13 protein-coding genes are annotated in these 16894 nt (G+C 73.9%); 4 read left to right on the forward strand and 9 right to left on the reverse strand.

Annotated features, from left to right (window positions below; all coding sequences use genetic code 11):
- The first annotated feature begins 1 nt into the window (after position 1).
- From ACIQMU_RS00130 to ACIQMU_RS00145, 4 genes are read left to right on the forward strand one after another with little or no spacing between them, the layout of a single operon-like run.
- Entirely contained in the window at positions 2-1093 is a 1092-nt protein-coding gene (locus ACIQMU_RS00130) for an ABC transporter permease (RefSeq protein ID WP_352238521.1), read from the forward strand.
- Complete coding sequence (locus ACIQMU_RS00135) at positions 1090-2064, forward strand: ABC transporter permease (protein ID WP_402687955.1); 975 nt, start codon at positions 1090-1092, stop codon at positions 2062-2064. Before ACIQMU_RS00130 ends, ACIQMU_RS00135 begins: the two co-directional genes overlap by 4 nt.
- On the forward strand, positions 2061-3155 hold the full coding sequence (locus tag ACIQMU_RS00140) for an ABC transporter ATP-binding protein (protein WP_402687956.1): 1095 nt from the start codon (positions 2061-2063) through the stop codon (positions 3153-3155). Before ACIQMU_RS00135 ends, ACIQMU_RS00140 begins: the two co-directional genes overlap by 4 nt.
- Positions 3152-4192, forward strand: a complete 1041-nt coding sequence (locus ACIQMU_RS00145) for an oligopeptide/dipeptide ABC transporter ATP-binding protein (RefSeq protein ID WP_402687957.1) — start codon at positions 3152-3154, stop codon at positions 4190-4192. The genes ACIQMU_RS00140 and ACIQMU_RS00145 overlap by 4 nt, the downstream gene beginning before the upstream one ends.
- A gap of 31 nt (positions 4193-4223) precedes the next feature.
- Here ACIQMU_RS00145 and ACIQMU_RS00150 read toward each other — a convergent pair whose 3' ends face one another.
- From ACIQMU_RS00150 to nusA, 9 genes are all read right to left on the reverse strand, one after another.
- On the reverse strand, positions 4224-5357 hold the full coding sequence (locus ACIQMU_RS00150; RefSeq protein ID WP_352238517.1) for an XdhC family protein: 1134 nt from the start codon (positions 5355-5357) through the stop codon (positions 4224-4226).
- A gap of 49 nt (positions 5358-5406) precedes the next feature.
- The gene (locus tag ACIQMU_RS00155) at positions 5407-6363 is read right to left on the reverse strand and encodes a bifunctional riboflavin kinase/FAD synthetase (protein WP_402687958.1); all 957 of its coding nucleotides are present in this window, start codon (positions 6361-6363) and stop codon (positions 5407-5409) included.
- Positions 6364-6406: 43 nt separating this feature from the next.
- Positions 6407-9958, reverse strand: a complete 3552-nt coding sequence (locus ACIQMU_RS00160) for a trypsin-like peptidase domain-containing protein (RefSeq protein WP_352238515.1) — start codon at positions 9956-9958, stop codon at positions 6407-6409.
- Positions 9959-10252: 294 nt separating this feature from the next.
- A complete protein-coding gene (gene truB, locus ACIQMU_RS00165; protein WP_352238514.1) occupies positions 10253-11152 on the reverse strand; it encodes a tRNA pseudouridine(55) synthase TruB in 900 nt (299 codons plus the stop codon).
- Positions 11149-11643 carry a 30S ribosome-binding factor RbfA gene (rbfA, locus tag ACIQMU_RS00170; RefSeq protein WP_352238513.1) on the reverse strand — a complete coding sequence of 165 codons (495 nt, stop codon included), beginning with the start codon at positions 11641-11643 and terminating at the stop codon, positions 11149-11151. Before rbfA ends, truB begins: the two co-directional genes overlap by 4 nt.
- 36 nt (positions 11644-11679) lie before the next feature.
- Positions 11680-11973 carry a DUF503 domain-containing protein gene (locus ACIQMU_RS00175; RefSeq protein ID WP_352238512.1) on the reverse strand — a complete coding sequence of 98 codons (294 nt, stop codon included), beginning with the start codon at positions 11971-11973 and terminating at the stop codon, positions 11680-11682.
- Positions 11974-12159: 186 nt separating this feature from the next.
- Positions 12160-15309, reverse strand: a complete 3150-nt coding sequence (infB, locus tag ACIQMU_RS00180; RefSeq protein WP_352238511.1) for a translation initiation factor IF-2 — start codon at positions 15307-15309, stop codon at positions 12160-12162.
- A gap of 149 nt (positions 15310-15458) precedes the next feature.
- A complete protein-coding gene (locus ACIQMU_RS00185; protein WP_402687959.1) occupies positions 15459-15737 on the reverse strand; it encodes a YlxR family protein in 279 nt (92 codons plus the stop codon).
- 114 nt (positions 15738-15851) lie between these two features.
- Positions 15852-16892 carry a transcription termination factor NusA gene (gene nusA, locus ACIQMU_RS00190; protein ID WP_352238509.1) on the reverse strand — a complete coding sequence of 347 codons (1041 nt, stop codon included), beginning with the start codon at positions 16890-16892 and terminating at the stop codon, positions 15852-15854.
- Positions 16893-16894 lie beyond the last annotated feature (2 nt).

Here is a 16894-nt window from a genome sequence, read left to right on the forward strand (position 1 = left end):
CATGAGCTCAGAAAGCACTCCCGCCCTGCTGAAGGGCGCGGCGGGCGTGGAGAGCACCGCGTCGGGCGGCCCGGCTCCGGCCGGGCCGCCGGTCCGCTCCCCACGCTCCCGCGGTACGGCCGCCTACGCCCGCTACGCGGCGGGCAAGCTCGCCGGGGCGGCCGTCTCCCTCTTCGCCGTCCTCGTCACCAGCTTCTTCCTCTTCCGGCTGATCCCCGGCGACCCGGTCAAGCAGATGACCGGCGGCCGGCAGGTGTCGACGGAACAGATCGCGGCGATGCGCCGTGAGTTCGGCCTCGACCTGCCCCTGTGGCAGCAGTTCACCCAGTACTGCGGCAAGGCGCTGACCGGCGACTTCGGTACGTCGTACCAGTTCCGCGCCCCGGTCCTCGACAAGATCGCCGAGGCGCTGCCCGCCACCCTGCTGCTGACCGGCACCGCCTTCGTGATCTACACGCTGCTGGGCATCTGGCTGGGCGCCCGCTCCGCGTGGCGCAACGGCGGCGCCGGGGACCGGGCCAACACCGCGTTCGCGCTGACGCTGTACTCGGTGCCCTCGTTCTGGCTCGGACTGCTCCTCATCATCACCCTGTCGGTGGGCATCGGCCCGGTCCCCGGGCTCTTCCCGACGGGCGGCATGGAGTCCGGCGGCACCGAGGGCTTCGACCGGGTGCTGGACATCGCGCACCACATGGTGCTGCCCGTCATCACGCTCGTCGCGGTGGAGTACGCGCGCACCCTGCTGGTGATGCGGTCCTCGCTGCTGGACGAGATGGGCAGCGACTATCTGACGACCGCCCGCGCCAAGGGGCTGCGCGACGACCTGGTACGCCGGAAGCACGCCGTGCCGAACGCGATGCTGCCGACCGTGACGCTGCTCTTCGTGAACCTGGGCACCACGGTGGCCGGGGCGATCCTGGTGGAGACCGTGTTCTCGTGGCCGGGCCTGGGCGGGCTGTTCTACCAGGCGCTGAGCGTGCCCGACCTGCCGTTGGTGCAGGCGCTGTTCTTCGTGTTCGCCGCCGCGGTGATCCTGATGAACACGCTGGCCGACGTGATCTATCCGCTGCTCGATCCCCGGGTGGGCCGATGACGACGTCCATGGAGAAGCCCGAGCCGCACGGGCCGGACGCCGGGAAGCCTCCCGGGCGGCCGGAGACGGCTCCGCCGGCGCGGAGTCCGCGCGCCCTCGCCCGAGCCCGGCGGCGGGCGGCCGTGCTCCGCTTCTGGCGGGGGTACCGCACGCATCGGTCCGGCCTGGTCGGCCTCGCCGTGCTCGCGGTGATCGCCCTGCTCGCACTGACCGCCCCCCTGCTGGTGGGAGCCGATTCGCAGAGCGTGACGCAGGCTCCGGGCGGCCCGATGGAATCCCCGAGCGGTGAGTTCCTCCTGGGAACCGACCAGTTCGGGCGCAGTCTGCTCGCCCTGATGCTCTGGGGCACCCGGGTCTCGCTGACGGTCGGGCTGCTCGCGGCGTTCCTGTCGGTGGCCATCGGCACCCTGGTCGGGATCACCGCCGGTCACTTCAAGGGCTGGTACGCGACCATCGCCATGCGGGTGACGGACTGGTTCCTGGTGATGCCGACGCTGGTGCTGGCCATCGCGCTGGCCACCGTCCTGTCCCGGTCGGTCTGGACGACGATCCTGGCGATCGGCGTGACGACCTGGCCGACGACGGCGCGCCTGGTGCGGGCGCAGACCCTGTCCGTCGAGTCCCGCCCGTACATCGAGCGCTCCCGGGCGCTCGGCGGCGGGCACGGGCACATCATGTCGCGCCATGTGCTGCCCAACGTGATGCCGCTGGTGCTGGCCCAGACCACGCTCGTAATCTCCACCGCCATCCTCACCGAAGCGACCCTCGCCTTCCTCGGGCTCGGCGATCCCACGATCGTCTCCTGGGGCGGTCTGCTCCAGGACGCCCGCGAGGCCGGCGCGGTCAGCTCCGGCAACTGGTCGTACCTCGCTCCGCCCGGTCTCGCCATCGCCGTGGTCGCCCTCGCGTTCACGCTGTGCGGCCGTGCCATCGAGTCCGTGCTCAACCCCAAGCTGGGGGTGTCCCGTTGACCGCCACGACCACGACCGCCACGCCGAGCCCGGACCCGGCCGGCTCACCCGGCCCGACGAAGCCCACCGGTGACCCGCCGCTCCTGGAGGTGCGGGACCTGACCGTCACCTACGGGGGCGGGAGCGACGCCGTCCCCGCCGTCCGGGGGGTCGACCTGCGCGTCGAGGCCGGGCAGAAGCTCGGCATCGCCGGGGAGTCCGGCTGCGGCAAGTCGACGCTGGCCCTCGCACTGCTGCGGCTGCTGCCCGCGACGGCCACGCTGTCCGGCGAGATCCTCCTGGACGGCGAGGACGTCCTGACCATGAAGTGGGGGCGGCTGCGGGCCGTCCGCTGGGCGGGCGCGTCGATCGTCTTCCAGGGGGCGATGCACTCGCTGAACGCCGTGCACCGCGTCGGGGACCAGATCGCCGAACCGATCCTGCTGCACGGCCGGACGACACCGGCCGCCGCCCGCGAGCGGGCCGGTGAGCTGCTGGAGCAGGTGGGTCTGCCCGCCGCCCGCGCCCGGTCCTATCCGCACGAACTGTCCGGCGGGCAGCGTCAGCGCGTGATGATCGCCATGGCGCTGGCCTGCGATCCGCGCCTGATCGTCGCGGACGAGCCGACCACCGCCCTCGACGTGATGATCCAGGCCCAGATCCTGCGGCTGATCGAGGCGCTCGTCGCGGACCAGGACGTCGGGCTGATCATGATCAGCCACGACCTCGCGGTCCTCGCGGACACCTGTGACCGGCTCTCGGTGATGTACGCGGGCCGGGTCGTCGAGGAGGGCCCCGCCCGGCAGGTGTACACGGACGCCCGGCACCCGTACGGCAAGGCCCTCTCGGCCGCGTTCCCGAGGATCGGGGACCTCTCGTCCCGGCACGCCCCGCGCGGCCTGCCGGGAGACCCGCCGGACCCCTCGACGCTGCCGGGCGGCTGCACCTTCCATCCGCGCTGCCCGGTGGCGCTCGACTCCTGCGCCACCGAGGACCCGGGGCTGCGGAACGCCGGGGGCGAGCGCCGGGCGGCCTGCGTGCGGGTGGACGCGCCCGCCTCCTCCGGTGCCGACGACGCGACCGGAGCCGACGACACGAGGAGCACGACATGAGCACCAGCCCTCCGGTCGGCGCCGCCCCTCCGGCCGCCGCTCCTTTGGCCGGCGGTCCTCCGCTGCTCAGCGCCCAGGGGCTGGAGGTCGCTTTCCCCGGCCGACGCGGGGCCGCCACCGCCCGTGCCGTCGACGGGGTGGACCTCGACATCCGGCCCGGCGAGATCGTCGCGCTGGTCGGCGAGTCGGGGTGCGGCAAGACGACGCTCGCCCGGTCGCTGCTCGGCCTGGTCCCGCCCACCTCGGGGCGGGTCACCTTCGGTGGCGTACCGCTCGCCTCCACGGGCCGGGCGCTCAAGGCGTACCGCAAGCGCGTGCAGCTGGTCCTCCAGGACCCGAGCGGCTCGCTCAACCCCCGGCACACGGTGTACGACGCGGTGGCCGAGGGGCTGCGTATCCACGGGTATGCCGGGGACGAGCGGGCGGCGGTCTCCGGAGCCCTGTCCCGGGCCGGACTCCGGCCGCCGGAACGATTCTTCCTGCGCTTCCCGCACGAACTGTCGGGCGGTCAGCGCCAGCGCGTCGTGATCGCCGGTGCTCTGGTGCTGGAGCCGGAGCTGATCGTGGCCGACGAACCGGTGGCCTCGCTGGACGCGTCGGTGCGGGGCGAGATCCTGGCGCTCCTGCTGCGCCTGCGGGACGAGCTGGGGCTCTCGGCGCTGGTGGTCACCCACGATCTGGGGCTCGCCTGGAACATCGCGGACCGGGTGGCGGTGATGTATCTGGGCCGGATCGTCGAGACGGGCCCGGTCGAGCGGCTGCTGACCGCCCCTCAGCACCCGTACACCCGGGCCCTGCTGTCCGTGCTCCCGGAGGCGGAGGGAGAGCCGGTGGTGCTGGCCGGGGAGCCGCCGGACCCCTCGAAGGTGCCGTCCGGCTGCCGGTTCCACGTCCGCTGCCAGGTCCTGGCCTCGGGCGAGGCGGAGCGGGCGGGGGTGGCGGAGGCGTGCCGCACGGTGGATCTGCCGGTGCTGAACGGCGGCGGACACCCCCAGGTGGCGTGCCACTGGGCGGAGGCGTGCGCCGAGGGGGCTTGAGAACACGGCATCGCGGACCGGCTCTTGACGCTCACCGTCGGCCGGGCTCCTCTCGGCGCCCCGGCTCCCCGTGGTGGATCGCGCCCGTCAGTTCGCCGAGCGGGCGGCCCGTGCCGCCCCGGCGGTGCTGGATGATCTCGGCGGCGATGGAGACGGCCGTCTCCTCGGGCGTACGGGCTCCGAGGTCCAGGCCGACGGGGGCGGCGAGGCGGGCCAGCTGGTCCTCGTCGGCCCCGGCCGCGCGCAGCCGGGCGAGCCGGTCGCGGTGGGTGCGGCGGCTGCCCATCACCCCGATGTACCCGGCGGGCGTCCGCAGGGCCGCCAGCAGCAGGGGCACGTCGAACCCGGCGTCGTGAGTGAGCACGCAGATCGCGGTGCGGGCGTCGACCTCGGTGGACTCCAGATAGATGTGCGGCCGGGCGCGGACGACCTCGTCCGCCGTGGGGAAGCGTTCCCGGGTGGCGAAGGCGGGGCGGGCGTCGCAGACGGTGACCCGGTAGCCGAGGAAGGAGCCGATGCGGGCGGTGGCCGCCGCGTGGTCGATCGCGCCGAAGACCAGCATGCGGGGCGGCGGGGCGTACGTCCGTACGAAGACGGCGACCTCCCGTGTCCGGTGCCGGCCGGACGCCCCGTACCACTGGATCTCCGTGCGGCCCTGGGCGAGCAGCCGCCGGGCGTCGTCGGTGACGGCGGCGTCCAGGCCCTCGATACCGAGCGTGCCCAGGGTGCTGGTGGGCCGGACGACCAGGCGGGCCCCGGTCTCCGCCGGGCCGGACAGGACCGTGGCCTCGGCGACCGGGAGACCGGCGGCGATCAGGTCGAGCACGGCCGCGAGGTCGTGGCGTTCGGCCTCGGCGGCGTAGGCGCGCACCAGGACGTCGATGGTGCCGCCGCAGGTCAGGCCGATACCGAACGCCTCGTCGTCGCTGATCCCGTACGACACGACGCGCGGCGCCGCCCCGGCGAGCACCTCGCGGGCGACCTCGTACAGATCGCCCTCGACACAGCCCCCGGAGACGCTGCCCACGACCCTTCCCGCCGCGTCGACGGCCAGCACGGCGCCGGGGTCGCGGGGTGCGCTGCCGTGCACGGCGACGACGGTCGCCAGGGCGAAGGGGGTGCCGTCGGCGCACCGGGCACGGAGGTCGGGCAGGATGTCGCGCACCCTGTCAGCATCCGCCGTCCCCGGACGGACCGCACGGCCGGCGGGTGCGTCAGTGGGTGCGGGCGTAGGCGGCCGTCAGCTCGCCGGCGCGCTTCACGTCGGCGGCCATGGCGACCAGGAGGTCGTCGATCGAGTCGAACTTCAGCATGCCGCGGACGTACGCGAGGAAGTCGACGGCCACGTGCAGCCCGTACAGGTCCAGGTCGACCCGGTCGATGGCGTACGCCTCGACGGTCCGTTCGGTGCCGTCGAACTGGGGGTTGGTCCCCACGGAGATCGCCGCGGGCATCGACTCGCCGTCCACCTCCAGCCAGCCGGCGTAGACGCCGTCGGCGGGGATCGCGGTGTGCGGCAGGGGCTCGACGTTGGCCGTCGGGAAGCCCAGCTCGCGGCCGCGCTGCGCACCGCGCACCACGATGCCCTCGACCCGGTGCGGGCGGCCCAGGACCTCGGCGGCCCCGGCGACGTCGCCCTCGGCGATCAGCCGGCGGGTGAGCGTGGAGGAGAACGGCTGTCCGCCGCCCGCCTCGCCGGTCACGTACAGGTCGATGACCTCGACGGTGTAGTCGTAGGTGGCGCCCAGCTCGGTCAGGAACGCGACGTTCCCCGCGGCCTTGTGGCCGAAGCGGAAGTTGGGGCCCTCGATGACGGCCTTCGCGTGCAGCCGGTCGACGAGGACCTTCGCGATGAACTCGGCGGGCGACAGCTGGGAGAACTCGGTGGTGAACGGCAGGATCAGCAGCGCGTCCACGCCCAGCTCCGCCATCAGTTCCGCGCGGCGGTGGTGCGGGGCGAGCAGGGGCGGGTGGCTGCCGGGGCGGACGACCTCGCTGGGGTGCGGGTCGAAGGTGACGACGACGGACGGGATGCCCAGCTCACGGGCGCGCTCGACGGCCCGGCCGATGATCAGCTGGTGCCCGCGGTGCACGCCGTCGTAGGAGCCGATGGTGACGACGCTGCGTCCCCAGTCCTGGGGGATGTCCTCCAAGCCACGCCAGCGCTGCACTGTGACCGCTCCTCGCCCGAACCCGTGTACGTGTGTATGTCGATTACGCAGGTCTAAGACTGCCATGCTCACGTCCCGCCGCCTGCATCGGCATCGGCATCGGCGGGCGTGCGGTCTCCAGCGCCTCGACCGTGCGCCGGGCGCTCGGGCCGACGACCACCGCCCACTCCTGGGGGGCGTCGGCCAGCCAGCGGGTGACGAGCGTGGCGAAACCGGGCACCTCTCGGGCGAGTTCGACCAGGCCCCGGTCGAAGCGGGCGGCGCCCTCCGGGGTGCGGACCAGCAGCATTCCGGTGCGGTGGACGAGTGCGCGCGTACGGATCTCCGGGCGGCGTTCCGAGCCTGCGGCGGCGGCCCGGAGCAGGGCCTCCAGCACGTCCGGGTCCCGGCCGGTGACCTGCTCGAACTCCAGCAGGACCTCCAGCAGCTCGGCCCGCAGCGGGCCGGACTCGGTGCTTCTGGCCCCGGCGAGGACCCGGGCGAGCGCGGCACGCACCGGCGGCGGCGCGGGGCGGTCCCGCAGCAGCCCGGTCACCAGCGGCAGCAGCAGGGCGCGGGCGGCCGGGCCGTGCTCCAGGCGGAGGTCGACGTACTCGGCGGCGTGCGTGCCGTCCTCGGGGTGGGCGTCGATGTACTCCCGTACGAGTCCGGCCACGTGCAGCGCGAGCGCGGGCGTGTCGAGTCCGGCGAGGGCCCGCAGGACCGCCGCCCCGTCGTCCCCGGGGCGGGCGAGGCGGGCGCGGAGCGCGGCGAGGACCGGTTCCGGGTGGGCCGGGAACACCTCGGCGAGCAGTTCCACGGACAGCCCGGGCTCTCCGGCGGCGAACGCGCGCAGGGCCCTGGGGAGGTGGCGGTCCCCGGCCCCGGGGTCGCGGACGAGGAGGGTGAGGGCGGCGGCGTGCAGGCCGTCGTCGTCCGGGCGCTCCAGCAGTTCCAGGGCGGCGGAGCGCAGCAGGGCCCGGTCGTCCTCAGCGGTGATCCGCCGCTGGAGGAGCCCGGCGTAGCGGGCGGCGGCGGAGCGGCGGGCCGGGCGGTCCTCGTCGCGGGCCCAGCGCCGGACGGCCCGGCAGAGCGTGGTGGGTTCGTCCTCGGCGAGGGCCAGGAGCAGCTCCCCGGCCCGCTGGTGCGGGGTGGCGATCAGCGCGTCGGTCAGGGCGTCGGGGGCGAGGCCCCGGCGGGCGTACAGCAGGGCCTGCGCGGCGGCGGCGACCGTGGGGCGCAGCGGGACGTCCGGCGCGTCGGGGCCCACGAGCAGCGGGCGTTCGTCGGTGAACCAGCGGCACAGCAGCGGCTGCACGGCCGGGGCGTCGAGGGCCAGGCGGCGGGCGACCGCGTCCAGATACCGTTCGTCGCCGTCGGCGCGGGGCAGCCCGTCGGCGGGCACGAGGCGGCGCAGCAGGTCGATCCGGTCCTCCTCCGGCAGCCGCAGCCGCCGCCAGAACCAGGGGCCGAACTCGCCGTACGCCCCGAGGTCTCCGGGCCCTTCGGGGGCGGCGGAGCGGCGGGTGATGCGGCCGGCGAGGACCCGCAGGACCCCGAGGTACGGGCGGGCGTCGGGCACCCGCAGGAGGCTGCCGCCGAGGAGGTGGGCCGCCCACCAGGCGGCGTCCTCGTGGCGCGGGCCCTCGTCGGTCCACAGCCGGTCCAGCGCCTCGATCAGGTCGGCCATCCGGTGCGCGAGCGCGGCCGTGCCCTGGCGCCGGCCGAGGAGCACCATCGCCTGGATCACCGGTCCGATGCGGTGCCGGGGCACGGGCAGGCTGCGGGGCTCTTCGGCGCCGCGGCGGTGCGGCGGCCGGCCCGCCCCGGCGCTCCCGCGGTGCCAGCGGTGCACCAGGGAGCGCAGGGCCGCGTCCAGGTCGAGGTGGGCGCCCTGTACCCAGTCGCCGAGTTCCTCGTGGGCGAAGCGGTAGCCCGCGCCCGCCGGGACGAGGAGGCCCTCGGTGAGCACGGCGGAGGCCCAGCCGGTGCGCCAGGGGAAGACCTCCTCGAACGCCGCCCGGTCCAGCTCGCCCTGCCCCGGGCCCAGACAGCGGCGGGCCGCCTCGTGGACCTGGCCCGCCACCCGGGCCGCCAGCCGCCGCACGGCCGCGCCGCGGGGCTGTTCGTCGGCGGCGGCCGCGATCCGCACCGCGACGCGCACGCACAGCAGGTCCAGGTGGGCGCCGAAGACGTCCTCGGTGTCGGGGCGGCCCGGTACGCCGGGCGGCAGCGCCGCCCGCACCTCGGCGAGGAGCCGCAGGGTGAGCGGGTGCCGGTCGTGGCCGGGGGCGAGAGCGGCGGACGGGATGCCGTACGCCTCCTTGGCCCGCTCCGCCTCTTCGGGGGTGAGGTCGCCGAGGCGCACGGCGGGCGGGAGCCGGCGGGCGGGGCGGTGCGGGCGGTGCAGGGCGTGGGGCGGGTAGAGGGCTCCGGCCCTCTCCCAGTGCTCGGGCCGGCAGGCGACGACGAGCCGGACGCCCCGCTGGCGCAGCCAGGCGGCGGTGCCGGTCGTCCAGTCGGCGAACCGGTGGGCCGGCAGCGGCGGCATCTCCTCCGGGCCGTCGAGGACCACCAGGAGCGGGTGCCCCGCTTCGGCGGCGAGGCGGGCGACGCTCCGGGGGGTGGCCGTGCTCATGTCGCCCCGGGCTCCCGCCGCGGTGACGATCCGGGCGGCGCGGGTGAGCGCACGGCTCGCCGCGTCCTCGATCGAGGTGTCGTCGGCCAGCAGGTCCGCGCCGCGCAGCCAGAGCGTGGGGGCGGGTGCGCCGCCTTCGGCGCGGCGGGCGGCGAGGGCGGCCAGCTCGGTGGTGCGGCCGGTGCCGGGTGCTCCGACGAGGGCGAGGACCGGGGCCGTACCGGCGGCGAAGGCGGCCAGCTCCGCGTGGACCTCGTCGCGTTCGACCGGGGCGGTGCGTGCTCGGGGGCCGTTCGCCGAGCCGACGGAGGTGGCGGTGAGCTGGAGGGCCCCGGCGAGGTTGAGGTCGGGGCCGTAGGCGGGGGCGGCGGCGGCGTTGCGGCGCAGCAGGGCGTCGAGCGTGTCGTCGGCGCCGCGGGTCAGCGGGAGTGCGAGGCCGGCCGCCTCGTGCGGGGCCGTGAGGGCGGTGCAGAGGATGCCGAGGACCGCGCCGGTGGCCGGGTCCGTGACGGGGCCGCCGATGGCCGCGCCGCCGGAGCGCAGGGCGTCCCGTCCGTCGGTGCCGAGGGCCAGCTCCAGGGCGGCGGCGACGGGGTGGCCCGCGCCGTCCGGTGCGGTGTAGGTGACGGGGGTGGTGCCGAGCACCCGGGCCTCGCGCCGCCCGTGGGCGGCGATGTCCACGTAGCCGCCGGGCTCCGCGCGGTCGCGGCCGGCGATGGGCAGCGGTTCGACGGCCAGCGCGTCGGGGCCGCCGGTGCGCAGCAGGGCGAGGCCCAGGGCGGGCAGCGCGGTGATGTCGTCGGGGGCGACGCGGCAGGCGCGGTCGTCGCTGCCGTGGAGGAGGAGCGGCCCCGGGGAGGTGACGGCCTGATGGGCGGTGACGACCGTGCCGCGGTCGTCCGCGACGAAGCCCGTCCCTCGCGGCCGGCCGGCCTGATCGCAGATTCTTACCAGCTTCGACCGGTCCCCACTGCCCATGGTCCGACGTTAGGCCGCCGGTGATCTCCCGAAGGGCGCGGACGGGGTAAAGCGCCCCCCGCGCTCCCGGTATTCACTCCGAGCGCCCGTCCAATGGGGTGAATGAGCGTGCCCCCGGGGGAGCATGAATGGTGCCGGGGAGGGGGACGTGGAGCGGGCCCCGGGACGGGGGCGGGCGCCCGCTCCACGCAGGGCCGGCCGGGACGCGCACCCGAGGCGCGCTCCGGGAGCCGGCCCGGGGCCGAACCGGGCCCGGACACTCCTGGCCCGGAGCCGCGCTCCGCGGAGCGCGCTTCAGGCGAAGACGGCGAGGCTCTTGGCCTTGCCCTTGTCCTCCTCGACGAGCACGAGGAACGCGCCGTCGGGACCGAAGACCGCGACCGGGCCCCGAGCGTGGGCGGGCATGTCCAGGCGTACGCCGTTGAGGAGCAGCTTGGCGCGCTTCTCGTCCACGTCCCAGCGGGGGAACGCGGAGTCGGCCGCCTCGGCGACCGGCATCACCGTCAGTTCCTCCTGGTGCTGGTCGAGCGTCCGGGCCGCGTCCAGTCCGTACGGGCCGACCCGGGTGCGGCGCAGCGCGGTCAGGTGGCCGCCGACGCCGAGCCCGGCGCCGAGGTCGCGGGCGAGGGCCCGGATGTACGTCCCCGAGGAACAGACGACGGAGACGACCAGGTCGAGGACGGGGGTGCCGTCCTCGGCGACGGCCTCGCGGACGTCGTAGACGCGGAAGGAGGAGACGGTCACCGGTCGGGCCGGGATCTCGAACTCCTCGCCGCCGCGCACCCGCGCGTAGGACCGCTTGCCGTCGATCTTGATGGCGCTGACCTTGGAGGGCACCTGCATGATCGGCCCGCTCAGGGCGGCCACCCCGGCGTCGATGCCCTCGCGGGTCACGCCGGAGGCGTCGGTGGACGAGATGATCTCGCCCTCGGCGTCGTCGGTGACGGTGTCCTGGCCGAGCCGGATGGTTCCGAGATACTCCTTCTCGGTCAGGGCGAGATGGCCCAGCAGCTTGGTGGCCCGCTGGACCCCGAGCACGAGGACGCCGGTCGCCATCGGGTCGAGCGTGCCGGCGTGGCCGACCCGCCGGGTGCGGGCCATGCCGCGCATCTTGGCGACGACGTCGTGCGAAGTGAAGCCGGACGGCTTGTCGACGATGACGAGTCCGTCCGGCGTGGTGGTCTGCTCGGTCATGCGGAGGCCGGGCCCTCGTTCTTCTCGGAGGGTCCGTCGGTCTCGGCCGCCGTCCCGGGCTCGTCGTCCTCGTCCTCGGGCTTGCGGTACGGGTCGGCTTCGCCGGCGTAGCTCGCTCCCGTGGACACCTGGCGCACCTCCGCGTCCCTGGCCCGCGCCTTGTCGAGGAGGTCCTCGATGGTGCGGGCGTTGTCCGGGAGGGCGTCCGGGACGAAGGCCAGGCTCGGCGTGTACCGCACCCCGGTCTGGCGGCCGACCTCGGAGCGCAGGACGCCCTTGGCGCTCTCCAGCGCGGCGGCGGAGGCCGCGCGCTCCTCGTCGTCGCCGTAGACCGTGTAGAAGACCGTGGCCTCCCGCAGGTCGCCGGTGACCCGGGCGTCCGTGATCGTCACGAATCCCAGCCGCGGATCCTTGATTCGCCGGTCCAGGGTCTCCGCGACCACGACCTGGATGCGATCGGCCAGTTTGCGGGCCCGCGCGTTGTCGGTCACCGGTCCGTCACTCTTCCTTCTGATTTCGCTCGACTGTCAGTCTTCGTCAGTGTGCAGCCGCCGTCTCACCGACAGCAGCTCCACCTCGGGACGCCCCGCGACCAGCCGTTCGCACCGGTCCAGCACGTCCGTGAGGTGTCCGGTGTCACCGGAGACCACGGCAAGGCCGATCTCGGCCCTGCGGTGGAGATTCTGTCCGCCGGTCTCGGCCACGCTCACCGCGTACTTGCGCTGGAGCTCGGCGACGATCGGGCGGACGACGGAACGCTTCTCCTTCAACGACCGTACGTCGCCGAGGAGCAGATCGAAGGACAGGGTCCCCACATACATGTGTGTCCGGATGTCCCGCCGGTTCGGGTTCGTGCCCCGCCAGAGTTTGGCGGGGACACCAGAACCGTACCGGAACGGCCGGAGCCGATCGACGGAAATACCACCCGTCGACCGGCTCCGACCGTGTGGGAGGGGCCGGGAGCGAACTCCCGGGGCCCCTTCCGAATCCTTGCGGATCCTGGTGGATCAGCCTCGCGGCTTCTCGCGCATCTCGTACGTCGCGATGACGTCGTCGATCTTGATGTCGTTGAAGTTTCCGAGGTTGATACCGCCCTCGAAGCCTTCGCGGAGCTCGGTGACATCGTCCTTGAAGCGACGCAGACCGGAGATGTTGAGGTTCTCCGCGATGACCTTGCCATCGCGCAGCAGGCGCGCCTTCGTGTTGCGCTTGACCTCGCCGGAGCGGACCAGCACACCGGCGATGTTGCCCAGCTTGGACGAGCGGAAGACCTCGCGGATCTCCGCCGTGCCGAGCTCGACCTCTTCGTACTCCGGCTTGAGCATGCCCTTGAGGGCCGCTTCGATCTCTTCGATCGCCTGGTAGATGACCGAGTAGTACCGGACGTCCACACCCTCGCGCTCGGCCATCTGCTCGGCACGCCCTGCGGCGCGCACGTTGAAGCCGATCACGATGGCGTCGGAGCCGGTCGCCAGGTTGATGTCCGACTCGGTGACCGCACCCACACCGCGGTGCAGGACCCGGATGTCGACCTCTTCGCCGACGTCGAGCTGGAGCAGCGAGGACTCGAGAGCCTCCACCGAACCGGACGCGTCGCCCTTGATGATGAGGTTGAGCTCCTGGACCAGACCGGCCTTGAGCGCCTCGTCCAGGTTCTCCAGGGAGAACCTGACGCCCTTGCGGGCGAAGTTGGCGTTGCGCTCACGGGCGGCGCGCTTCTCGGCGATCTGACGGGCCGTACGGTCCTCGTCGACGACCAGGAAGTTGTCGCCGGCGCCCGGGACGTTGGTGAGACCGAGCACCAGGACGGGGGTCGAGGGACCCGCTTCCTGGACGTTCTGACCGTTGTCGTCGAGCATGGCGCGGACTCGGCCGTAGGCGTCGCCCACGACCATCGTGTCGCCGATGCGCAGCGTTCCGCGCTGGACCAGGACGGTCGAGACGGCACCGCGACCGCGGTCGAGGTGGGACTCGATCGCGATACCCTGCGCGTCCTGCTCCGGGTTGGCCCGCAGGTCGAGCGAGGCGTCGGCGGTGAGGACGACGGCCTCCAGGAGGGACTCGATGTTGAGGCCCTGCTTGGCGGAGATGTCGACGAACATGGTGTCGCCGCCGTACTCCTCGGCCACCAGACCGAACTCGGTGAGCTGACCGCGCACCTTGGTCGGGTCGGCGCCCTCGACGTCGATCTTGTTGACCGCGACCACGATCGGCACCTCGGCCGCCTTGGCGTGGTTCAGCGCCTCGATCGTCTGGGGCATCACACCGTCGTTGGCCGCCACCACGAGGATCGCGATGTCGGTCGACTTCGCACCACGTGCACGCATGGCGGTGAACGCCTCGTGACCCGGGGTGTCGATGAAGGTGATCTTGCGGTCCTCGCCGTTGACCTCGGAGGAGACCTGGTACGCACCGATGTGCTGCGTGATGCCGCCGGCCTCGCCCGCGATGACGTTCGTCTTGCGGATCGCGTCCAGCAGCCGGGTCTTACCGTGGTCGACGTGACCCATGACGGTCACGACCGGCGGACGCGAGACCAGAGCCTCTTCGCCGCCCTCGTCCTCGCCGAACTCGATGTCGAAGGACTCGAGCAGCTCGCGGTCCTCCTCCTCGGGGCTGACGATCTCCAGGACGTAGTTCATCTCCTCGGCGAGAAGCCGGAGCGTCTCGTCGGAAACGGACTGCGTGGCGGTGACCATCTCGCCGAGGTTCATCATCACGGCGACGAGCGACGCCGGGTTGGCGTTGATCTTCTCCGCGAAGTCGGTGAGCGAGGCGCCGCGCGACAGTCGGACGGGCTGTCCGTTGCCGCGAGGCAGCATGACGCCGCCGACCGACGGGGCCTGCATGGCCTCGTACTCCTGGCGCCTCTGCCGCTTCGACTTACGGCCACGACGCGCCGGACCGCCGGGACGGCCGAACGCACCCTGGGTGCCGCCGCGGCCACCGGGGCCGCCGGGACGGCCACCGAAGCCGGGACGACCGCCGAAGCCGCCGCCGCCACCGGGACGACCGGCACCGCCGCCGCCACCGGGACCGGCCGGACGGCCGGCGAAGCCGCCGCCGCCGCCGCCGGGACGACCGGCGAAGCCGCCGCCGCCACCGGGACGACCGCCGCCACCGGCACCGCCGGGACGACCGCCACCGCCGCCGGGACCACGGCCACCGCCGGGGCCGCCGCCGGGACGCGGGCCCGCTGCGGGACGCTGCGGCATCATGCCCGGGTTCGGACGGTTACCGGCGGGACCGCCGCCGGGACGCGGAGCCTGCGGGCGGGGCATGCCGCCCGGAGTGGGACGGGCACCGCCCTGACCCTGACCGGCCTGGGGGCGCGGGGCGCCACCGGGACCACTGCCCTGGGGACGCGGGGCGCCGGGGCGCTCCGAGCCGCCACCGGGGCGCGGAGCGCCGCCGGGACGGGGCGCCCCGGGGCGCGCCATGCCGGTGGAGCCGCCGGAGGTGAAGGGGTTGTTGCCCGGACGGGGACCGGCCGGACGGGCGCCGCCGGGGCGCGGGGCGCCCTGGCCCGCGGGACGTGCGGGGCGGTCGCCGCCGCGCTCGCCGCCGCGGCCGCCGTCGCGCTGGCCGCCATCGCGCTGACCCGCGTCGCGCCCACCGTCACGCTGACCGCCGGCCGGAGCCGGACGGGCGGGTGCGGGGCGGGGCCCCGGGGTGGCGCCCGCGGAACGCGGGGCCTGGGGCTGCTGCGGGGCAGCCGGCTGGGCCGGAGCCGGAGCCGAGAACTCGGCGGCCGGGACCGGGGTCACCGGGGCCGCCTTCGGCGCGGGCTTCGGGCCCGGACGGGGGCCCGCGGACGGCGCGGAGGGCGCCGCCGGGGTGCTGCTCGGGGCCTCGGCCTCGGCCGGCTTGGGAGCCGGTGCGCCGGGCTTCGGGGCAGCGGGACGTGCCGCAGCGGCCGGGGAGGGCGCTGCGGGCTTCACGGGCGCCGCCTTGCGGGGCGCACCGGGCTTGGCAGCGGACTTGCCGGCGTTGCCGCCGGGCCCCTGCAGTGCGTCGGTCAACTTACGTACAACCGGCGCCTCGATCGTCGAGGACGCCGAACGGACGAATTCACCGAGTTCTTGGAGCTTGGCCATGACGACCTTGCTCTCGACGCCGAACTCCTTGGCGAGTTCGTATACCCGGACCTTAGCCACTTCGCTCCTTTTAGGTCCGGGTTACCGCCGGACCGTCGCTACTTCATGGGCGTACTCATCGCGTACTCATCGAGTGCTCATCGCAATCTCGACCTACTTCCAACTCGCGAGGTACCTGACCGCACGGGGACCCGTGCCGTTCACTTTTCTTACGGTGTCACCCGCTCGACGAACCACGTCAGTGCCGCGGTGTCGAACGGCCCCTTGGCCTTGAAGGCCCGGGGGAATGCCCGGCGGCGAACCGCCAGGTCGAGACAGAATGAGACGGGGTGCACGTAAGCACCCCGGCCGGGCAGCGTACCGCGTGGATCAGGGGCGCACGCACCCTCGTCCACCACGATGCGCAGCAGCTCGCTCTTGGCCGCTCGCTCCCGGCATCCCACACAGGTTCGCTCGGGGCAAGCGCGGGCTTGCGTCCGGCCAGACACGTTTAAGTCTACCTCCCCGTACCGACCTCGCCGCTTTGGGGCAAAAAATCGAACGGATGTTGTCGTGATCTCAGCGGCGTACGGTCCAGATCTATTCCCTGGGACGGCTCCGGGTCAACGCCTTTCCGAGCGCTCCCGGGCCCGCTCGGCCCGCTCGCGGTCGGCGCTCACGCGCTCCTCGTCCGTCTCGGTGTCGGGACGGATGTCGATGCGCCAGCCCGTGAGGCGCGCGGCGAGGCGGGCGTTCTGGCCCTCCTTGCCGATGGCCAGCGACAGCTGGTAGTCCGGCACGGTGACGCGGGCGGAGCGCGCGCCGAGGTCGACGACCTCGACCTCGCTCACCCGGGCGGGCGAGAGGGCGTTGGCGACCATCTCGGCCGGGTCGTCGGACCAGTCCACGATGTCGATCTTCTCGCCGTGCAGCTCGGCCATGACATTGCGCACACGGCTGCCCATCGGGCCGATGCAGGCGCCCTTGGGGTTCAGGCCGGCGCGGGTGGAGCGCACGGCGATCTTGGTGCGGTGACCGGCTTCGCGGGCGATGGCCTCGATGACCACCGAGCCGTCCGCGATCTCCGGGACCTCCAGCGCGAAGAGCTTCTTCACGAGGTTCGGGTGGGTGCGCGACAGCGTCACCGACGGGCCTCGGACGCCCTTGGCGACCCGTACGACATACGTACGAAGGCGCAGACCGTGGGTGTACTCCTCGCCCGGCACCTGCTCCTGGACCGGCAGCATGGCTTCCATCTTGCCGATGTCGACCAGGACGTTCTTGGGGTCCTTGCCCTGCTGGACGACGCCCGTGACGACATCGCCCTCGTGGCCCGCGTACTCCCCGAAGGTGCGGTCGTCCTCGGCGTCGCGCAGCCGCTGCAGGATGACCTGCTTGGCGGTGGTCGCGGCGATCCGGCCGAAGCCCGACGGGGTGTCGTCGAACTCCTTGGGCTCCTGGCCCTCTTCGAGGTCGGCCGGGTCCTCCTTGGCCCACACGGTGACGTGGCCGTTCTCGTCGAGCTCCACGCGCGCCCGGCGGTGGCTGCCGTCGGTGCGGTGGTACGCGATGAGGAGGGCCGACTCGATCGCCCCGACGAGCACGTCGAAGGGGATCTCCTTGTCCTGCGCCAAGCCCTTCAGAAGCTTCACATCGATGTCCACGG

Source organism: Streptomyces sp. NPDC091649 (genome assembly GCF_044756785.1).
Lineage (GTDB): Bacteria > Actinomycetota > Actinomycetes > Streptomycetales > Streptomycetaceae > Streptomyces.

What these genes read in the sequence shown, in the direction of transcription:
- ACIQMU_RS00130 (WP_352238521.1), top strand. Translation starts at nt 2, where the DNA reads ATGAGCTCAGAAAGCACTCCCGCCCTGCTGAAGGGCGCGGCGGGCGTG.
- ACIQMU_RS00135 (WP_402687955.1), top strand. Translation starts at nt 1,090, where the DNA reads ATGACGACGTCCATGGAGAAGCCCGAGCCGCACGGGCCGGACGCCGGG.
- ACIQMU_RS00145 (WP_402687957.1), top strand. Translation starts at nt 3,152, where the DNA reads ATGAGCACCAGCCCTCCGGTCGGCGCCGCCCCTCCGGCCGCCGCTCCT.
- ACIQMU_RS00160 (WP_352238515.1), bottom strand. Translation starts at nt 9,958, where the DNA reads ATGGGCAGTGGGGACCGGTCGAAGCTGGTAAGAATCTGCGATCAGGCC.
- truB (WP_352238514.1), bottom strand. Translation starts at nt 11,152, where the DNA reads ATGACCGAGCAGACCACCACGCCGGACGGACTCGTCATCGTCGACAAG.
- ACIQMU_RS00175 (WP_352238512.1), bottom strand. Translation starts at nt 11,973, where the DNA reads ATGTATGTGGGGACCCTGTCCTTCGATCTGCTCCTCGGCGACGTACGG.